Annotated in this window: 17 protein-coding genes; 15 read left to right on the forward strand and 2 right to left on the reverse strand. The window is 70.7% G+C overall.

What is annotated here, in order from left to right; translation table 11 throughout:
• Positions 1 to 127 precede the first annotated feature (127 nt).
• The 15 genes from ACZ562_RS03515 to ACZ562_RS03585 all read left to right on the forward strand — a co-directional run bounded on the left by ACZ562_RS03515 (position 128) and on the right by ACZ562_RS03585 (position 15,367).
• Positions 128 to 1,762: an acyl-CoA dehydrogenase family protein gene (locus ACZ562_RS03515; RefSeq protein ID WP_471173728.1), complete on the forward strand. Its 1,635-nt coding sequence runs from the start codon at positions 128 to 130 to the stop codon at positions 1,760 to 1,762.
• A 328-nt stretch (positions 1,763 to 2,090) separates the two neighbouring features.
• Positions 2,091 to 3,380, forward strand: coding sequence for a GAF domain-containing protein (locus ACZ562_RS03520; RefSeq protein ID WP_471173730.1), 1,290 nt, complete (start codon positions 2,091 to 2,093; stop codon positions 3,378 to 3,380).
• A 290-nt stretch (positions 3,381 to 3,670) separates the two neighbouring features.
• Complete coding sequence (locus tag ACZ562_RS03525; RefSeq protein ID WP_471173731.1) at positions 3,671 to 4,963, forward strand: hypothetical protein; 1,293 nt, start codon at positions 3,671 to 3,673, stop codon at positions 4,961 to 4,963.
• A gap of 58 nt (positions 4,964 to 5,021) precedes the next feature.
• A complete protein-coding gene (locus ACZ562_RS03530; RefSeq protein ID WP_471173733.1) occupies positions 5,022 to 5,594 on the forward strand; it encodes a GNAT family N-acetyltransferase in 573 nt (190 codons plus the stop codon).
• Positions 5,595 to 5,721: 127 nt separating this feature from the next.
• The gene (locus ACZ562_RS03535) at positions 5,722 to 5,805 is read left to right on the forward strand and encodes a putative leader peptide (protein ID WP_309486338.1); all 84 of its coding nucleotides are present in this window, start codon (positions 5,722 to 5,724) and stop codon (positions 5,803 to 5,805) included.
• A gap of 154 nt (positions 5,806 to 5,959) precedes the next feature.
• Positions 5,960 to 7,657, forward strand: a complete 1,698-nt coding sequence (locus ACZ562_RS03540; protein ID WP_471173735.1) for a nitrite/sulfite reductase — start codon at positions 5,960 to 5,962, stop codon at positions 7,655 to 7,657.
• Between the two features lie 145 nt (positions 7,658 to 7,802).
• Complete coding sequence (locus ACZ562_RS03545; protein WP_471173736.1) at positions 7,803 to 7,982, forward strand: hypothetical protein; 180 nt, start codon at positions 7,803 to 7,805, stop codon at positions 7,980 to 7,982.
• A complete protein-coding gene (locus ACZ562_RS03550; protein WP_471173738.1) occupies positions 7,979 to 8,689 on the forward strand; it encodes a phosphoadenylyl-sulfate reductase in 711 nt (236 codons plus the stop codon). The genes ACZ562_RS03545 and ACZ562_RS03550 overlap by 4 nt, the downstream gene beginning before the upstream one ends.
• A gap of 35 nt (positions 8,690 to 8,724) precedes the next feature.
• Positions 8,725 to 9,261, forward strand: a complete 537-nt coding sequence (gene cysC, locus ACZ562_RS03555; RefSeq protein WP_471173740.1) for an adenylyl-sulfate kinase — start codon at positions 8,725 to 8,727, stop codon at positions 9,259 to 9,261.
• Positions 9,258 to 10,205 (forward strand): sulfate adenylyltransferase subunit CysD, encoded by a 948-nt coding sequence (cysD, locus tag ACZ562_RS03560; RefSeq protein ID WP_471173742.1) that lies wholly within the window; start codon positions 9,258 to 9,260, stop codon positions 10,203 to 10,205. The genes cysC and cysD overlap by 4 nt, the downstream gene beginning before the upstream one ends.
• 2 nt (positions 10,206 to 10,207) lie before the next feature.
• A complete protein-coding gene (locus ACZ562_RS03565; RefSeq protein WP_471173744.1) occupies positions 10,208 to 11,542 on the forward strand; it encodes a sulfate adenylyltransferase subunit 1 in 1,335 nt (444 codons plus the stop codon).
• 223 nt (positions 11,543 to 11,765) lie between these two features.
• The gene (locus ACZ562_RS03570) at positions 11,766 to 12,878 is read left to right on the forward strand and encodes an aliphatic sulfonate ABC transporter substrate-binding protein (protein WP_471173746.1); all 1,113 of its coding nucleotides are present in this window, start codon (positions 11,766 to 11,768) and stop codon (positions 12,876 to 12,878) included.
• 35 nt (positions 12,879 to 12,913) lie between these two features.
• Complete coding sequence (locus ACZ562_RS03575) at positions 12,914 to 13,702, forward strand: ABC transporter ATP-binding protein (protein WP_471173747.1); 789 nt, start codon at positions 12,914 to 12,916, stop codon at positions 13,700 to 13,702.
• Positions 13,689 to 14,600 (forward strand): ABC transporter permease, encoded by a 912-nt coding sequence (locus ACZ562_RS03580; protein ID WP_471173749.1) that lies wholly within the window; start codon positions 13,689 to 13,691, stop codon positions 14,598 to 14,600. The genes ACZ562_RS03575 and ACZ562_RS03580 overlap by 14 nt, the downstream gene beginning before the upstream one ends.
• A gap of 8 nt (positions 14,601 to 14,608) precedes the next feature.
• On the forward strand, positions 14,609 to 15,367 hold the full coding sequence (locus ACZ562_RS03585; protein ID WP_471173751.1) for a sirohydrochlorin chelatase: 759 nt from the start codon (positions 14,609 to 14,611) through the stop codon (positions 15,365 to 15,367).
• A gap of 208 nt (positions 15,368 to 15,575) precedes the next feature.
• Here ACZ562_RS03585 and ACZ562_RS03590 read toward each other — a convergent pair whose 3' ends face one another.
• Together ACZ562_RS03590 and ACZ562_RS03595 are read right to left on the reverse strand one after the other, a co-directional pair.
• Complete coding sequence (locus tag ACZ562_RS03590; protein WP_471173753.1) at positions 15,576 to 16,172, reverse strand: TIGR03086 family metal-binding protein; 597 nt, start codon at positions 16,170 to 16,172, stop codon at positions 15,576 to 15,578.
• Positions 16,173 to 16,296: 124 nt separating this feature from the next.
• The gene (locus tag ACZ562_RS03595) at positions 16,297 to 16,845 is read right to left on the reverse strand and encodes a DUF1697 domain-containing protein (protein ID WP_471173756.1); all 549 of its coding nucleotides are present in this window, start codon (positions 16,843 to 16,845) and stop codon (positions 16,297 to 16,299) included.
• Positions 16,846 to 17,149 lie beyond the last annotated feature (304 nt).

Genomic DNA, 17,149 nt, shown 5'->3' on the forward strand with positions numbered 1-17,149 from the left:
GCCGTGGCCGTCCGGGCCCGTGCGGCCACGTGAGGGCCGCCGCCGGCCCAGGCGCGACCGCGCCGGCCCGTGCTTTCGGGGCCGTGTCCCTGTGGTGTCCGCCGTCTCGGCGGGTAGGTTCGCAGACATGGCAGGCAGCACCCACTCCGTGACCAACCAGCCCCCGCCGCTCTGCGGACACGACGTCTTCGCCACCGACCGCGCCCTGACGGCGGCGGTGGACCGGCACACCGCCCCGGACCTGCTCGACGAGGTGCGCAGCGAACTGTCGGGGCTCGGCCGGACCTGCGGTTCCGCCCAGGTCCAGGAATGGGGGGCGCAGGCCGAGGAGAACCCGCCGAGACTGCGTACGTACGACCGCTACGGCCACCGCATCGACGAGGTCGACTTCCATCCGGCCTGGCACCGGCTGCTCGGCAAGGGCGTATCGGCCGGCCTGACCGCCGCCTGGGTACGGCCCGGCGGACATGTGCGGCGCGCGGCCGCGTTCCTGCTGTGGACACAGATCGACGCAGGCAACTGCTGCCCGCTGTCCATGACCCACGCGGCGGTGCCCGCCCTGCGCACGGACCCCGGCCTCGCCGCCGAGTGGGAGCCGCGGCTGACCTCCACGATCTACGAGCGTGAGCTGCGGCCCGCCGGCCGGAAGGCCGGTGCCCTGTTCGGGATGGGCATGACGGAGAAGCAGGGCGGCAGCGACGTACGGGCGAACACGACGTCCGCGCGGCCGCTGGCCGAGGACGGGACGTACCGGCTGACCGGGCACAAGTGGTTCTGCTCGGCGCCGATGTCGGACGGGTTCCTGGTGCTGGCGCAGGCACCGGACGGACCGACGTGTTTCCTGGTCCCGCGTGTGCTGGAGGACGGCACCCGCAACGTCTTCCTCCTCCAGCGGCTCAAGGACAAGCTGGGCAACCGGTCGAACGCCTCCAGTGAGGTCGAGTTCGACGGGACGTGGGCGCGCCGGGTCGGCGAGGAGGGACGCGGGGTGCGCACCGTCATCGGCATGGTGGCCGCGACCCGGCTCGACTGCGTGCTCGGCTCGGCGGGTCTGATGCGGCAGGCCGTCGCGCAGGCGGTCCATCACTGCTCGTACCGCGAGGTGTTCGGCGGGAAGCTGGTCGACAAGCCGCTGATGCGCAACGTGCTGGCGGACCTCGCGCTGGAGTCCGAGGCGGCGACCACCCTCGCACTGCGGCTCGCGGCCGCCTGCGACGACGGCGGTGAACAGGAGCGGGCGCTGCTGCGGATCGCGGTGCCGGCCGCCAAGTACTGGGTGACCAAGCGGTGTACGCCGGTGACGGTCGAGGCGGCCGAGTGCCTGGGCGGCAACGGGTACGTGGAGGAGTCCGGCCTGCCCCGCCTGGTGCGCGAGTCTCCGCTCAACTCGATCTGGGAGGGGGCCGGCAACATCCAGGCCCTCGATGTGCTGCGGGCGCTGCAGCGGGAGCCGGCGGCACTGAACGCCTACCTTCTGGAGGTGGGCAAGGCCCGCGGCGCCGATCACCGTCTCGACGCGGCGATCAAGAGCCTGCTGACCGAACTCGCCGATCTGGACGGCATCGAGGGACGGGCCAGGCGGCTGGCCGAAAGACTCGCCCTGGTGCTGCAGGGCTCGCTGCTGGTCCGGTTCGCGCCGCCGGAGGTAGCAGACGCTTTCTGCGCCTCGCGACTGGGCGGCGACAGCGGCTCGGCCTTCGGGACACTGCCGCCGAGCCTTGATCTGGCCGCCGTGGTGGAGCGGGCGAGGCCGTCGGCCTGACCTGCGGGGACGCGGCGCGGGGGTGGTGCTGCGCCGACACGGCACCACCCCCGCTCACAGGCCTGTTCGAGGCCCCGAACGCCGCTCGGGACGGCGTCGTTCAAGTTTCAGACACAGCGCGGCGGACCACCAGGGTTGCAAGGGGTTGCAACTTATTGGCCTCTGTGTGCGGACTGTGTCCCTCCGCCAGGCGCGAACGGCACTATGAGACGAGCATTCAGGGCGCAGTGCAGGACGCGCTGCAGGACGGACTTCAGGACTGACTTCAGGACAGTGGCCGGCCCGCCGCCGCGACCGGTCGTCCCGAGTTCCACCCACGGGAGGATCAGTGGCGCTCTCGCCGACCGACGTGACGCAGCTCGCCGCCGTGGACTCGGCGCGTGCCGCGCGGGTGCTGAGCGAGGTCCGTTCCGCCCGGCTGGCCGGACAGCGCGCCCCGCTCGCGCCGCGCCCGGTGATCGAGCAGTCCTGGGACCGCATGCTGCGCAGCGGTGTAGACCCCGACCACGACTTCAGGACCGGTCTGCTGTCCCGCGAGGAGGTGCAGCGGCGCCGGGAGACCACGGTCCTGCGGCACGTCCTGCCGGTGCTGCGGGAGGGGCTGCTGTCGGTCGCGGACGTCGCCCACCACATCGTGGTGGTCGCCGACGAGGAGGGCCGCGTGCTGTGGCGCGAGGGCGATTCGCCGGTGCTGCGCAAGGCCGACGGGCTGGGTCTTGAACCCGGCGCCGACTGGCGGGAGGACGTTGTCGGGACGAACGGAGTGGGCACCGCGGCGGTCGTGCGCCGCCCCGTGCAGGTGTTCGGCTCCGAGCACTTCGTGCGCACGCACGCCACCTGGACGTGTGCCGGCGCCCCCATCACGGATCCGCGGAACGGCCGGCTGCTCGGCGTGGTGGACGTGAGCGGACCGCTGGAGACGATGCACCCCGCGACGCTCGCCTGGGTCGACTCTGTGGCCAAGCTCGCCGAGGCACGGCTGCGCGAGCTGCACCTGACCTCGCTGGAGCAATTGCGTGCCGTGGCGGCGCCGGTTCTTGCCCGGCTCGGCGGCCGGGCCGTGGTGGTGGACCGGGACGGCTGGACGGCCGCGGTGACCGGGATGCCGTACACGAACCGGGTCGCGCTGCCCAAGTCGCTGGCGGCGGGCCGTCGGTGGCTGCCGCCGCTCGGGCTGTGCGCGGTGGAGCCGCTGGCGGCCGGCTGGCTGGTCCGGGTCGCCGACGAGCCGGTGCCGCGCGGCGCCACGCGGATCGTGCTCGACCTGGCGCAGCCGCGCCGCTGGTCGGTGACGGTGTCGGGCTGCGCGGGCTCCTGGAGCCGCGAACTGAGTCCCCGGCACGCCGAGTTGCTCTGCCTGCTGGCTCTGCACCGCACCGGCCGCAGTGCCGCGGGCCTGGCCGAGGACATGTTCGGCGACCCGAACCGTACGGTGACCGTGCGCGCCGAGCTGTCCCGGGTACGGCGGTATCTCGGGGGTCTGCTGGAACACCGGCCGTACCGCTTCTGCGAGGACGCGGAGATCGAGGTGCTCCTCCCGGACGACCCGCAGGACCTGCTGCCCCACTCGACCGCTCCGGCGGTGTCCCGGCAAAGGACGGCCGAGGGGAGAGCCTGAACACGCGCCTCATCCCGCCGAACACGCTTGAGCCTGTCGAACCCCTTGAGTCTGGCGAACACGCTTGAGCCTGCCGAACACGCTTGAGCCTGCCTGAACCCGCACAAACGGTCTTCGCGTTCGAGCGATCTCCCCGTTCCAACAGTCTCGGAGTGCGTCTTTCGCATATTTGCGGGGTCTTCGTCCCCGGCAGTGTCCGACTGCCGTAGCATCCCTCTACGGGTCGCCTCACCTGCTCCCTGGTCAACGTACGGATCACCAGGCGCAGTTGACCCGCCTCGGGAGGACGAATGAAGCATCGTGGCAGACACCGTCGACGCAGGCGGGGCAGAGCGCTGCGGGCCGCGCTGGCCGGCACCGCCCTCGCACTGACCGCCGCCGCCACCATGATCAGCGCCTCACAGGCCACGGTCGGGGACGACCCCGGGGCGCTGAAGCCGCTCACCTCGTCAGCCGACACAACCGGGCTGCGGCTGCGCGAACAGCGGGTGCCCGAGGCCACTCTCGACCGGCTCGCCTCGGCGATGGGCCGCCCCGTAGGCGTGGGTGCCGTCCTCGCCGACGCCGACCGGGGCCTGCGCGACGCCGTCGACTGTACGGCCGGGGAGCGCAAGTCGCTCCCCGTCGAGCCTGCCGCCACCCGCGCCTACTGCTGGGACGCCGCCGACACCCGGTCCTGGCAGCCGGGCGCGGTCACCACCTCCGGGGACGCGGACGACGACGGCCGCTGGGGCGAGAACCGCGTGATCCTCTCCGGCTGGAGCCAGGGCGGCGGCACCTCGGCCGGCCGCGGCCTCGCCCGGGTCGCCTTCGTCGACGCGAACGACGTGAACCATCTGACCTACACCTGGGCGCTCCTCGTCGTCCCGGTCGACGGCGGACGCGACTACCGGGGGCTCGACTCCCGCCTGTCGGGCATGGTCTGGTACCAGGACAAGCTGCTGGTCACCACCACCGACGGGGCCCGCGACGCCTTGTACGTGTACGACATGAACCGCGTCCAGCGCACCACCGTGGACGCCGCCGCGGTCGGCCGGGTGCGCGGCGGCTGGTCGGCGCACGGTCACCGGTACGTGCTGCCCGCCGTCGGCTCGTACCGCCTGACCGGCGACGACAGCGCGGCACGGCCCGCAAGCATCTCCCTCGACCGCAGCACGGCGCCCGACACCCTGGTCGCGGGCGGGCGCACCCCGGCGGACAGCGACGGGCCCACCCGCCTGTGGCGCTACTCCTTCGACACGAACCCGGCCCGGGCCGGTCTGCCGGCCGCCGACTCCGCGGGCCGGGTGCACGCGGCCGAGGCGTACGAGACGAAGACGGCCGGTGTCGGCGGCGTGCTGGCGCACCACTCCGACTGGTATGTGACACACATGTCCGACACGCGAGACGGGCGCGGCACACTGTGGCGGCAGAACACGCGCGGTGCGAAGGCCACGGAGTGCGGGTCGGACGAGACGCACACCTGCTGGAGCGGGCGCACGGCCTCCCTCTCCTACTGGGAGGAGACCGGTGAGGTCTGGTCCCAGTCGGGGCGCGTTCTGTTCGCGCTGCCGCTGGCCTCGGTGGGCCGGTCACTGGGCTAGGCCCTGCCGCGCCGCCGGCGTTCGACAGATCGTTCGAGGGCATGGTTCCCTGGCCGGCATGACCGACATCCCCGTGACCACCTGGTCCCTGGAGCAGACCGCCCCGACGGACCTTCTCCCGGCCGCCGCCCCGGAGGGGGATGTGCGGATCGTCCGCTCCGAGGTGCCCTCCCCTGAGTTCAGCCGCTTCCTGTACGCGTCCGTGGGCGGGGACATCCGCTGGATCGACCGGCTCGGCTGGACGTACGCACGCTGGCAGGAGCACCTGGGCCGGCCCGGCGTGGAGACGTGGGTCGCCTACGACCGCGGCACGCCCGCTGGATACGTGGAGCTGGAGCCGCAGGACGACGGGGTCGTGGAGATCGTGTACTTCGGGCTGATCCCGGCCTTCCGCGGGCGGCGCATGGGCGGCCACCTTCTGTCGTACGGCGCCGCCCGCGCCTGGGACCTCACGGACCGCTGGCCGGGGCTGGCGGCGACCAAGCGGGTGTGGCTGCATACGTGCAGCCTGGACGGGGAACATGCGATGGACAACTATCTGCGCCGCGGCTTCAGGCTCTTCGACACCAAGGTCGAGGAGGAGAAGCAGGTGGCCGCACCGGGCCCCTGGCCAGGGGCCTACCCTGCCTGACCTGCACGGACAAGCCGGTGCGCACCACATGTGACCGACAACACCCTTGTCCCACACTTCGGGACAAGGGTGTCCGCATAATGGACGAAGCTGGACTGAGTCCAGATCTCCGTGACACGCTTCCGTCATGTCTGGAACTGGAATTGCCTTGGTGAGTCGGCGGCACGTCGACCTCGGCCGCATGTCCAGCGCCATCTGTCCGGCGAGCTGATCCTGCCCGTAGTGGCCTCCGGCCACGGGCGCCAGCACCGCCGGACATCCTCCCTTCTGTTCTCCTTCCCGCGCAATGACGCGCATGTACACCCATGCGCCCGTACGCGCGGGCAAGAGCCGCGTTCCCGCCTGTCCCGAAGGACGAAATCACCATGGCCGCCACCCCGCAGAACCCTCCCGCCGCGACTCCCCGCCGCAAGGTGAGCCGTCACCGCGGTGAAGGTCAGTGGGCCGCGGGGCACTTCACCCCGCTCAACGGCAACGAACAGTTCAAGAAGGACGACGACGGTCTCAATGTGCGGACACGCATTGAGACGATCTACTCCAAGCAGGGATTCGACTCGATCGACCCCAACGACCTGCGCGGCCGTATGCGCTGGTGGGGGCTCTACACCCAGCGCAAGCCCGGGATCGACGGCGGCAAGACCGCGATCCTGGAGCCGGAGGAGCTGGACGACGAGTACTTCATGCTGCGCGTCCGCATCGACGGCGGCCGGCTGACCACGCAGCAGCTGCGGGTCATCGGTGAGATCTCCGAGGAGTTCGCGCGCGGCACCGCGGACATCACCGACCGGCAGAACGTCCAGTACCACTGGATCCGGATCGAGGACGTGCCGGAGATCTGGAACCGGCTGGAGGCCGTCGGCCTGTCCACCACCGAGGCCTGCGGTGACACGCCCCGCGTCGTCCTCGGCTCGCCCGTCGCCGGGATCGCCGCGGACGAAATCATCGACGGCACCCCGGCCATCGACGAGATCCAGCGCCGGATCATCGGCAACAAGGCCTTCTCGAACCTGCCCCGCAAGTTCAAGTCCGCGATCTCCGGCTCGCCGCTGCTCGATGTGGCGCACGAGATCAACGACGTCGCCTTCGTCGGCGTCGACCACCCCGAGCACGGCCCCGGCTTCGACCTGTGGGTCGGCGGCGGCCTGTCCACCAACCCGAAGATCGGCGTCCGGCTCGGCGCCTGGGTCCCGCTGGACGAGGTGCCCGAGGTCTACGAGGGCGTCATCTCGATCTTCCGCGACTACGGCTACCGGCGCCTCCGTACGAGGGCTCGCCTGAAGTTCCTGGTTGCCGACTGGGGTGCGGAGAAGTTCCGCCAGGTGCTGGAGGACGAGTTCCTGAAGCGCAGGCTGGTCGACGGACCTGCGCCCGCACAGCCCGTGGAGCGCTGGCGCGACCACGTCGGCGTGCACCGCCAGAAGGACGGCCGTTTCTACGTCGGGTTCGCCCCGCGGGTGGGCCGGGTGGACGGCGCGACCCTCACGAAGATCGCGGAGCTGGCGGAGGCGCACGGCTCGGGCCGCGTCCGGACCACCGTCGAGCAGAAGATGATCGTGCTCGACGTCGAGGAGGCGCAGGTCGAGTCGCTGGTCGAGGCCCTGGAGGCGCTGGACCTGACCGCCAAGCCGTCTCCGTTCCGGCGCGGCACCATGGCCTGCACCGGCATCGAGTACTGCAAGCTCGCCATCGTCGACACCAAGGCGCGGGGCGCCTCGCTGATCGACGAACTGGAGCGCCGCATCCCGGACTTCGACGAGCCGGTCACCATCAACATCAACGGCTGCCCGAACGCCTGCGCCCGTATCCAGGTGGCGGACATCGGTCTCAAGGGCCAGCTGGTCCTCGACGAGAAGGGCGAGCAGGTCGAGGGCTTCCAGGTGCACCTGGGCGGCGCGCTCGGTCTGGAGGCCGGCTTCGGCCGCAAGGTACGCGGCCTGAAGGTCACGTCCGAGGAGCTGCCGGACTACGTCGAGCGGGTACTCAAGCGGTTCCAGGCCGAGCGCGAGGACGGCGAGCGGTTCGCCACGTGGGCCGCCCGGGCTTCTGAGGAGGCCTTGTCGTGAGCTTGGCGAGTGAGCCGAAGGGGCGCGCCTCCGTCGAAAGGGAGAGCGCGCGGAGGCCGCGGAGCGGTCGAGCACGGTCGACCGTCGACGGAGGCTGGAGCGCCCCGGAGGCGAACCGAGCCGCAAAGAAAAGGGAGGCCTTGTCGTGAGCGAGCGGGCCGCCCCTTTCTACTGCCCCTACTGCGGCGACGAGGACCTGCGTCCCAGCGAGCAGGGCCACGGCGCCTGGGAATGCGCGGCGTGCAACCGCGCATTCCAGCTGAAGTTCCTCGGACTGCTGGCCCGGGGCGTTCGGCGAGCCGACAACGGAGGGGACCAGATATGACGACGGCTCAGGAAGAGCGTACGGCCGAGGAGTTGAAGCAGCTCGCCGAGCAGGCGGGCCGGGACCTCGAGGACGCCTCCGCACTGGAGATCATCCAGTGGGCGGTCGACACGTTCGGCAAGCGCTTCTGCGTGACCTCCTCCATGGAGGACGCGGTGGTCGCGCACCTGGCCTCCCGCGTCCTGAAGGGCGTGGACGTCGTGTTCCTCGACACGGGCTATCACTTCCCCGAGACCATCGGCACCAGGGACGCGGTCGAGGCCGTGATGGACGTCAACGTCATCACGCTCACCCCGCGTCAGACGGTCGCCGAGCAGGACGCCGAGTACGGCCCGAAGCTGCACGACCGCGACCCCGACCTGTGCTGCAAGCTCCGTAAGGTGCAGCCGCTGGAGGAGGGCCTCAAGGGTTACGCGGCCTGGGCGACCGGTCTGCGCCGCGACGAGTCCCCGACCCGGGCCACCACCCCGGTCGTCGGCTGGGACGAGAGGCGCCAGAAGGTCAAGGTCTCCCCCATCGCCCGCTGGACCCAGGACGACGTGGACGCCTACGTCGCCGAACACGGCGTGCTCACCAACCCGCTGCTGATGGACGGCTACGCCTCCGTCGGCTGCGCCCCCTGCACCCGCCGCGTCCTGGAGGGCGAGGACGCGCGCGCCGGCCGCTGGGCCGGCCGCGCCAAGACCGAGTGCGGGCTGCACGGATGACCGAGACCGCTCTTTCGACGAATCAGGAGAAGCACGTGACGACCGGAGCCACCGTCTGGCTCACGGGTCTGCCGAGTGCCGGCAAGACCACCATCGCGTACGAGCTGGCCGGCCGGCTGCGCGAGGAGGGCCACCTCGTCGAGGTGCTCGACGGCGACGAGATCCGCGAGTTCATCTCGGCGGGCCTCGGCTTCAGCCGCGAGGACCGGCACACCAACGTGCAGCGCATCGGCTTCCTCGCCGAACTGCTCGCCCGCAACGGCGTCAAGGCGCTCGTCCCGGTCATCGCGCCGTACACGGACAGCCGCGAGGCCGTGCGCAAGCGCCACCAGGAGAAGGGGACGGCGTACGTCGAGGTGCACGTGGCGACACCGGTCGAGGTGTGCTCCGTACGCGATGTGAAGGGTCTGTACGCCAAGCAGGCCGCGGGCGAGCTCACCGGGCTCACCGGGGTCGACGACCCGTACGAGGAGCCCGAGTCGCCCGACCTGCGCATCGAGTCGCAGCACCAGACCGTTCAGGAGTCCGCGGCCGCGGTCCACGCGCTGCTCACCGAGAGGGGACTGGCATGACGACCACCGTCGCGAAGGTCAAGGGGGGCGAGGACGGTACCGACAGCCCGTACGCCCTGTCGCACCTGGACGCGCTGGAGTCCGAGGCGGTGCACATCTTCCGCGAGGTGGCGGGCGAGTTCGAGCGGCCGGTGATCCTTTTCTCCGGCGGCAAGGACTCCATCGTCATGCTGCACCTCGCGCTGAAGGCGTTCGCCCCGGCCGGCGTCCCCTTCTCGCTGCTGCACGTGGACACCGGCCACAACTTCCCCGAGGTCATCGAGTACCGGGACCGTACGGTCGAGAAGCACGGCCTGCGCCTGCACGTGGCTTCCGTGCAGGACTACATCGACCGCGGTGTGCTGCGCGAACGCCCCGACGGCACCCGCAACCCCCTGCAGACCCTCCCGCTCACCGAGAAGATCCAGTCCGAGAAGTTCGACGCCGTCTTCGGCGGCGGACGACGGGACGAGGAGAAGGCGCGGGCGAAGGAGCGGGTCTTCTCGCTGCGCGACGAGTTCTCCCAGTGGGACCCGCGCCGCCAGCGGCCCGAACTCTGGAACCTCTACAACGGCCGCCACGCGCCCGGCGAACACGTCCGCGTCTTCCCGCTGTCCAACTGGACCGAACTCGACGTGTGGCAGTACATCGCCCGCGAGGGCATCGAGCTGCCCGACATCTACTTCGCCCACGAGCGCGAGGTGTTCCAGCGGGCCGGCATGTGGCTGACCGCCGGCGAGTGGGGCGGGCCGAAGGAGACCGAGGTCGTCGAGAAGCGGCTCATCCGCTACCGGACCGTCGGCGACATGTCCTGCACCGGTGCGGTCGACTCCGAGGCGGCCACGCTGGACGCCGTGATCGCCGAGATCGCCGCCTCCCGGCTCACCGAGCGCGGTGCGACCCGTGCCGACGACAAGCTCTCCGAGGCCGCGATGGAAGACCGCAAGCGCGAGGGGTACTTCTAACCATGAGCACGACGACGACCGAGGAACTCTCGGCCACCACCCTGCTGCGGTTCGCCACCGCCGGCTCCGTCGACGACGGCAAGTCCACCCTCGTCGGCCGTCTGCTGCACGACTCCAAGTCGGTCCTCACCGACCAGTTGGAGGCCGTGGAGCGCGCCTCGGCGAGCCGCGGCCAGGACGGACCGGACCTCGCACTGCTCACCGACGGCCTGCGCGCCGAGCGCGAGCAGGGCATCACGATCGACGTGGCGTACCGCTACTTCGCCACCGCGCGGCGCCGGTTCATCCTCGCCGACACGCCGGGCCATGTGCAGTACACCCGCAACATGGTGACCGGTGCCTCCACGGCCGAGCTCACGGTGATCCTGGTCGACGCCCGCAACGGCGTCGTCGAGCAGACCCGCCGCCACGCCGCGATCGCCGCGCTGCTGCGCGTCCCGCACGTCGTGCTCGCCGTCAACAAGATGGACCTCGTCGACTACCAGGAGTCCGTGTTCGCCGCCATCGCCGAGGAGTTCACGGCGTACGCGACCGAGCTGGGGGTCCCGGAGGTCACGGCGATCCCGATCTCGGCCCTCGCCGGTGACAATGTCGTCGAGGCGTCCGCGAACATGGACTGGTACGGCGGGCCGACCTTCCTGGAGCACCTGGAGTCGGTCCCGGTCAGCCACGACCTGGCGCACTGCCACGCCCGGCTGCCCGTGCAGTACGTGATCCGGCCGCAGACCGCCGAGCACCCGGACTACCGCGGCTACGCTGGCCAGATCGCCGCCGGCACGTTCCGCGTCGGTGAGCAGATCACGGTCCTGCCCTCCGGCCGCTCGACGAAGATCTCCGGTATCGACCTGCTCGGCGAGCCGGTCGACGTCGCCTGGACGACCCAGTCGGTGACCCTCCTGCTGGAGGACGACATCGACATCTCGCGCGGCGACCTGATCGTGCCCAGCAAGGACGCGCCGCCGACCACCCAGGACATCGAGGCGACCGTCTGCCACGTCGCCGACCAGCCGCTGACGGTCGGTCACCGGGTGCTGCTCAAGCACGGCACCCGCACGGTCAAGGCGATCGTCAAGGACATCCCGTCCCGTCTCACGCTCGACGACCTGTCCCTGCACCCGCACCCGGGACAGCTCGTCGCCAACGACATCGGCCGGGTGAAGATCCGTAGCGCCGAGCCGCTGCCGGTCGACTCCTACGCCGACTCGCGGCGCACCGGCTCGTTCATCCTGATCGACCCGAACGACGGCACCACGCTCACCGCGGGCATGGTCGGCGAGTCGTTCGCGTCCCCGGAGCCCGTCAAGGACGAGGCCGAGGACGACGGGTGGGACTTCTGAACATGAACTCCACCGACTACTACTCGATGTTCGCGAAGGAGGGCGGCCGCGTCGGCAGCGGCGCCCTCGGCAGCGGGCAGGGCGGAGTGGCGCGATGTGTGCGATGACGTACGCGCACCGCTTGCGCGCCCTCACCCCCCACCGCCCCAGACGAAGACCTGCCGACCTCCCGGCCACGACCTGAGACACCGTGACCGCCGGGCCAACGAGAGGAAAGCCTCCCGTGCCTGCCAACCGCTCGTCCTACCTCCGCCGCACCATAGCCGTGGCCGCCGCTCTTCCCCTGCTCACCCTCGCCGCTTGCAGCTACGGCTCCAAGGCCGACGACGACACGTCCGGCCAGAAGGTCGCCGCCGGGGCGGAGAAGATCGACGGTCTCGACTCCGTCAAGATCGGCTACTTCGGCAACCTGACCCACGGCACCGCTCTCGTCGGCGTCCAGAAGGGCTTCTTCCAGAAGCAGCTCGGCGCGACGGAGGCCAAGTACCAGATCTTCAACGCCGGTCCCTCCGAGATCGAGGCGCTGAACTCCGGCTCCATCGACATCGGCTGGATCGGCCCCTCCCCGGCGATCAACGGCTACACCAAGTCCGACGGCAAGAACCTGCGGATCATCGGCGGTTCGGCCTCCGGCGGCGTGAAGCTCGTGGTCAACCCGAAGAAGATCAAGTCTCTGAAGGACATCAAGGGCAAGAGGATCGCGACCCCGCAGCTCGGCAACACGCAGGACGTGGCGTTCCTCAACTGGATCGCGGAGCAGGGCTGGAAGGTCGACGCGGAGAGCGGCAAGGGCGACGTCTCGGTGGTCCGCACCGACAACAAGGTCACCCCGGACGCCTACAAGGCCGGTTCCGTCGACGGTGCCTGGGTGCCGGAGCCGACCGCGTCCAAGCTGGTCGCCGAGGGCGCCAAGGTACTTCTCGACGAGTCCGACCTGTGGCCGGACAAGAAGTTCGTGATCACGAACATCATCGTGTCCCAGAAGTTCCTCACGGAGCACCCGAAGGCCGTCGAGGCGGTACTGAAGGCCTCGGTCGACGCCAACAAGTGGATCAACGCCAACCCGGACGAGGCCAAGGCCGCGGCCAACAAGCAGCTGGGCATCGACTCGGGCAAGGAGCTGCCGGCCGACGTCCTGGACCCGGCGTGGAAGTCCATCCAGATCACCAATGACCCGCTGGCCTCCACGCTCAGCACCGAGGCGGAGCACGCGGTCAAGGCGGGTCTCCTCGAGAACCCGAAGCTGGACGGCATCTACGACCTGACGCTCCTGAACAAGGTCCTCAAGGCCGAGGGCGAGAGCACCGTCGACGACGCCGGTCTCGGCGTCAAGTAGCCCAGATTCCCGAGAGTTCCCAGGAGGTGACGACCATGGCAACCGCCCTCGCCAAGGCCGCGGAAGGCGCCACGTCGGTGGAGCACTGCGCCCGCATCGAGCACGTCTCGAAGTCCTTCCCCGGGCCCACCGGGCAGCAGCTCGTCCTCGACGACATCACCCTGGATGTCGCACCAGGCGAGTTCGTCACCCTCCTGGGGGCCTCGGGCTGCGGCAAGTCCACCCTGCTGAACCTGGTGGCGGGGCTCGACAAGCCCTCCGCCGGCAACATCACGACCAACGGGCGCCCTGCTCTGATGTTCCAGGAGCACGCCCTGTTCCCGTGGCTGACCGCGGGCAAGAACATCGAACTCGCCCTGAAGCTCAGGGGAGTTCCCAAGAACGAGCGGCGCGGCCGCGCCGAGGAGCTGCTGGAACTGGTCCGGCTGAAGGGCTCGTACGGCAAGCGGGTGCACGAGCTGTCCGGTGGCATGCGCCAGCGGGTGGCGATGGCCCGCGCGCTCGCCCAGGACAGCCAGCTGCTGCTGATGGACGAGCCGTTCGCGGCGCTCGACGCGATCACGCGAGACGTGCTGCACGACGAGCTGACCCGGATCTGGGAGGAGACGGGGGTGTCGGTCCTGTTCGTCACGCACAACGTGCGTGAGGCCGTGCGCCTGGCACAGCGCGTCGTGCTGCTGTCCTCCCGGCCGGGCCGGGTGGCGCGCGAGTGGAGCGTGGACATTCCGCAGCCGCGCCGCATCGAGGACGCCCCCGTTGCCGAGCTGTCCCTCGAGATCACCGATGTACTGCGTGGGGAGATCCGCCGTCATGGCCAGCACTGAGACCACCGACACGACGGCCGACGCCCCGGTCAAGGACAGCGCCGGACTCGGCGGACTGGAGGCGGGCCTCGACGCCCTGGAGACCTCGGTCGCGGGCCGTACGCCGTTCCGGCAGACGTTCGTGAACAAGATCCTTCCGCCGATCGTGGCGGTCGCCGTGGTGCTGGTCGCCTGGCAGGCGCTGATCTCGCTGAAGATCGTCGACGACCCGACCAAGCTGCCCTCGCCCGCCGACGTCGGGGGCGAGTTCCAGGACGCCTGGCTGGAGGGCAAGCTCCTCGACTACATCTGGACCAGCGTCTCGCGCGGTCTGCTCGGGTTCCTGCTGGCGCTCGCGATCGGTACCCCGCTGGGTCTGCTGGTGGCCCGCGTGAAGTTCGTGCGCGCGGCGATCGGCCCGATCCTGTCGGGACTGCAGTCGCTGCCGTCGGTGGCGTGGGTGCCGCCGGCCGTGATCTGGCTGGGTCTGAACAACTCGATGATGTACGCGGTGATCCTGCTCGGCGCCGTCCCGTCCATCGCCAACGGCCTCGTCTCCGGCATCGACCAGGTGCCGCCACTGTTCCTGCGGGCGGGCCGCACCATGGGCGCGACCGGCCTGAAGGGCGCCTGGCACATCGTCATGCCGGCGGCTCTGCCGGGCTATCTGGCGGGCCTGAAGCAGGGCTGGGCCTTCTCCTGGCGCTCGCTGATGGCGGCGGAGATCATCGCCTCCTCGCCCGACCTGGGCATCGGTCTGGGCGCGCTCCTGGAGAACGGCCGCAACGCCAGCTCCATGTCCATGGTGTTCGAGGCCATCTTCCTGATCCTGTTCGTCGGCATCGCCATCGACCTGCTGATCTTCAGCCCGCTGGAGCGGTGGGTACTGCGCAGCCGCGGTCTGCTGGTGAAGGGCTGAGCGACGACATGCGCAACCCCATCCGCCCCGTCCTCGTGGTGATCGCCCACGGCAGCCGTGATCCGCGGCACGCGGCGACCGTCCACGCCCTGGTCCGGCGGGTACGGTCACTGCGGCCGGGGCTGCGGGTGGAGACCGGCTTCCTGGACTTCAACATCCCGTCCGTGCACGGGGTGCTGGAGTCGCTGGCGGCTGAGGGTGTCCGGGACGTCGTGGCCCTGCCCTTGCTGCTGACCCGGGCCTTCCACGCGAAGGCCGACATCCCCGCCGTACTGCGGGACGCGCCGCCGCAGCTGCGGATCCGGCAGGCGGACGTGCTCGGTCCGTCGCCGCTGCTGCTGTCGGCGCTCGAACGGCGTTTGTACGAGGCGGGGCTGACGCCCGCCGACAAGTCCTCGACCGGGGTCGTGCTGGCCTCGGCGGGGTCCACGGACCCGGAGGCGATCGCAGTGATCGCCGACATCGCGCGGGAGTGGTGGCACACCGGTTGGTGCGCCGTGCGGCCTGCGTTCGCCTCCGCGGGTTGTCCCGCAGGGTTCCCCCGCACCGAGGACGCGGTGCGCGAGCTTCGGGCGCTGGGCTGCCCGAAGGTCGCGGTCGCGCCGTACGTCCTCGCGCCCGGTTTCCTGCCGGACCGCATCGCGCGGGGCGCGGCCGGGGCGGACGTTCTGGCCGAGGTACTCGGCCCGGCGCCGGAGGTGGCCCGGGTGCTGCTGGAGCGCTACGACGCGGCACGGGTGCCTGCGCTGGCCGCTGTGGGTGCCTAGTACCGCGCCAGCCGGGGTTCGCCCCGTCGCGACGCCGGCACGCTCCCCCACTGCCTTGAGGGCCTGGGAGGTGCCCCCACTCGCCGCACCGGCCGAAAGTCCAGGTACGTCCAGCGGTCGAGCTGGTGTGCGGGCAGGGGGCCGCGTTGGTCATGGCGTCGACGCCAGGCGCCCGGCGGTCACAGTCCCGGCCCGATCAGCCCCTGGTTCAGTGGTCCGCTTGGGCACGCTGCCGCGGGTCCCGCCCGCTGGCCGCCAGCGCCCGCTCGAACACCGGCGCGTCGTCCGGCACGGGCACCGGGTCGGCGAAGCCGTCGTACTGGCGGTAGAGGTCACCGTGCTTCTCGACCACGTGCAGGACGAACCGGGCGGCGCCCTGCGAGACGCGGATCTCCTGGCCCGTGGCGGTGGCGACGTCCCAGCCGTGCACCGCCATCTCCTTGATGATCATCGAGGCGACGTCCACGGCCGGCATCCTCGCCATGCCGAGGTCGACCTCGCCCTCCCACACCGCGGGATCCGCCCAGGCCGCGACCGCGCGGTCCAGCTGGGCGGCGTACGCCTCGGCCCAGTCGGGGTCGGCGGTGAAGTCGTGCGCGGTGAGTTCCTCGGGGAGCTGCTTGCGCAGGGCACGGTGCTCCAGGCCGTGCGAGGTGTAGAGGACCCAGTGGTTGACCATGGTGCGGACGTCCCAGGCCGGGCAGTGGGTGGGATCGCCTAGCCGGTCCGCCGCGACGCCGCGCGCGACGCGCGCCGCCTCGGCGGCACATTCGGTCATGTACAGGTGCAGGTCGTCGTACGTCATGCACAGCACGCTAGGCAGCGCCCGCTCCGGACTCTTGAACAAACGCGACAGCGTCGTCGGCCGGCGCCACCAGCTCCCGCGCCGGTGCCTCGAGCCCCGACTCTGCACGTCAGCCGGACGCCCTTCAGCCGGCGGTCATCTCCACGAGTCTGAGGACCGTGTTCCAGTTGCGGGTGGTGGCGATCAGGCCCCTGTTGATCCGGGGTTTGGACAGCTGCTCGGCCAGCTTGGAACGGCCCAGCCCGTCCGGCGCGTACAGGTACAGCGCGCGGTCGCCGAGCCGGAACTCCTCCGGGAGATGGGCGGCCTGGTCGATCCCCGCGAACCGTTCGGCGTCCACCGGCGCGGAGAAGTACGTGACGTGGAGCTGCTTGGCCTCGAGTTCGGCGGCCGGGAAGGGGCAGGCGTCGGCGATCGCCTTGAGATAGGCGTGGTCGCGCACGATGACGCCGACCGCGAACCCGAAGCGCTTCTCGATCGCCTGCCCGAGCTCTCCGGCGAGGGACTCCTCGTCCCCGTGGCCGCTCGCGAACACGGCCTGGCCGCTCTGCAGATAGGTGCGTACGCCGTCGTAGCCGAGGCCTTCCATGAGCGTGCGCAGCTCGGCCATCGGGACCTTCTTGCTGCCGCCCACGTTGACACCCCGCAGCAGCGCCGCATACGTCGTCGTCATCCGCACACCTTAGAGCGGCCGTCGTGCCCCGTGGGGGTGGGCACGACGGCCGCGTCCGTGCGACGCGGACTGCGCGAAACTCTGGCCGACGGGGAGGGCGCGGATCAACGGCTACACGCACCTGTGACCTATTCAACAAGGTTTGGAAGCAACAAAACGGGACCTCTGCCGACGGACCGGACACCGTGGCCCGTCCGGGCCGGACACCCCGATCGTCGTCCCCGAGGTCTCCAGATAGATGTAAGGGACCACCGTCCTCCCCAGTGGTGAGACGGCGGCCTCCGAGGGGATGAGTCGCGCCCGT

Source organism: Streptomyces sp. NPDC040410 (assembly GCF_055595715.1).

Bases quoted from the DNA above. Each gene is read 5' to 3' on its own strand.
- ACZ562_RS03565 (WP_471173744.1), top strand. From the start codon at position 10,208: ATGAGCACGACGACGACCGAGGAACTCTCGGCCACCACCCTGCTGCGG.
- ACZ562_RS03595 (WP_471173756.1), bottom strand. From the start codon at position 16,845: ATGACGACGACGTATGCGGCGCTGCTGCGGGGTGTCAACGTGGGCGGC.
- ACZ562_RS03580 (WP_471173749.1), top strand. From the start codon at position 13,689: ATGGCCAGCACTGAGACCACCGACACGACGGCCGACGCCCCGGTCAAG.
- ACZ562_RS03585 (WP_471173751.1), top strand. From the start codon at position 14,609: ATGCGCAACCCCATCCGCCCCGTCCTCGTGGTGATCGCCCACGGCAGC.
- ACZ562_RS03515 (WP_471173728.1), top strand. From the start codon at position 128: ATGGCAGGCAGCACCCACTCCGTGACCAACCAGCCCCCGCCGCTCTGC.
- ACZ562_RS03540 (WP_471173735.1), top strand. From the start codon at position 5,960: ATGGCCGCCACCCCGCAGAACCCTCCCGCCGCGACTCCCCGCCGCAAG.
- ACZ562_RS03590 (WP_471173753.1), bottom strand. From the start codon at position 16,172: ATGACGTACGACGACCTGCACCTGTACATGACCGAATGTGCCGCCGAG.
- cysD (WP_471173742.1), top strand. From the start codon at position 9,258: ATGACGACCACCGTCGCGAAGGTCAAGGGGGGCGAGGACGGTACCGAC.
- ACZ562_RS03550 (WP_471173738.1), top strand. From the start codon at position 7,979: ATGACGACGGCTCAGGAAGAGCGTACGGCCGAGGAGTTGAAGCAGCTC.
- ACZ562_RS03525 (WP_471173731.1), top strand. From the start codon at position 3,671: ATGAAGCATCGTGGCAGACACCGTCGACGCAGGCGGGGCAGAGCGCTG.
- ACZ562_RS03535 (WP_309486338.1), top strand. From the start codon at position 5,722: ATGTCTGGAACTGGAATTGCCTTGGTGAGTCGGCGGCACGTCGACCTC.
- ACZ562_RS03530 (WP_471173733.1), top strand. From the start codon at position 5,022: ATGACCGACATCCCCGTGACCACCTGGTCCCTGGAGCAGACCGCCCCG.
- ACZ562_RS03575 (WP_471173747.1), top strand. From the start codon at position 12,914: ATGGCAACCGCCCTCGCCAAGGCCGCGGAAGGCGCCACGTCGGTGGAG.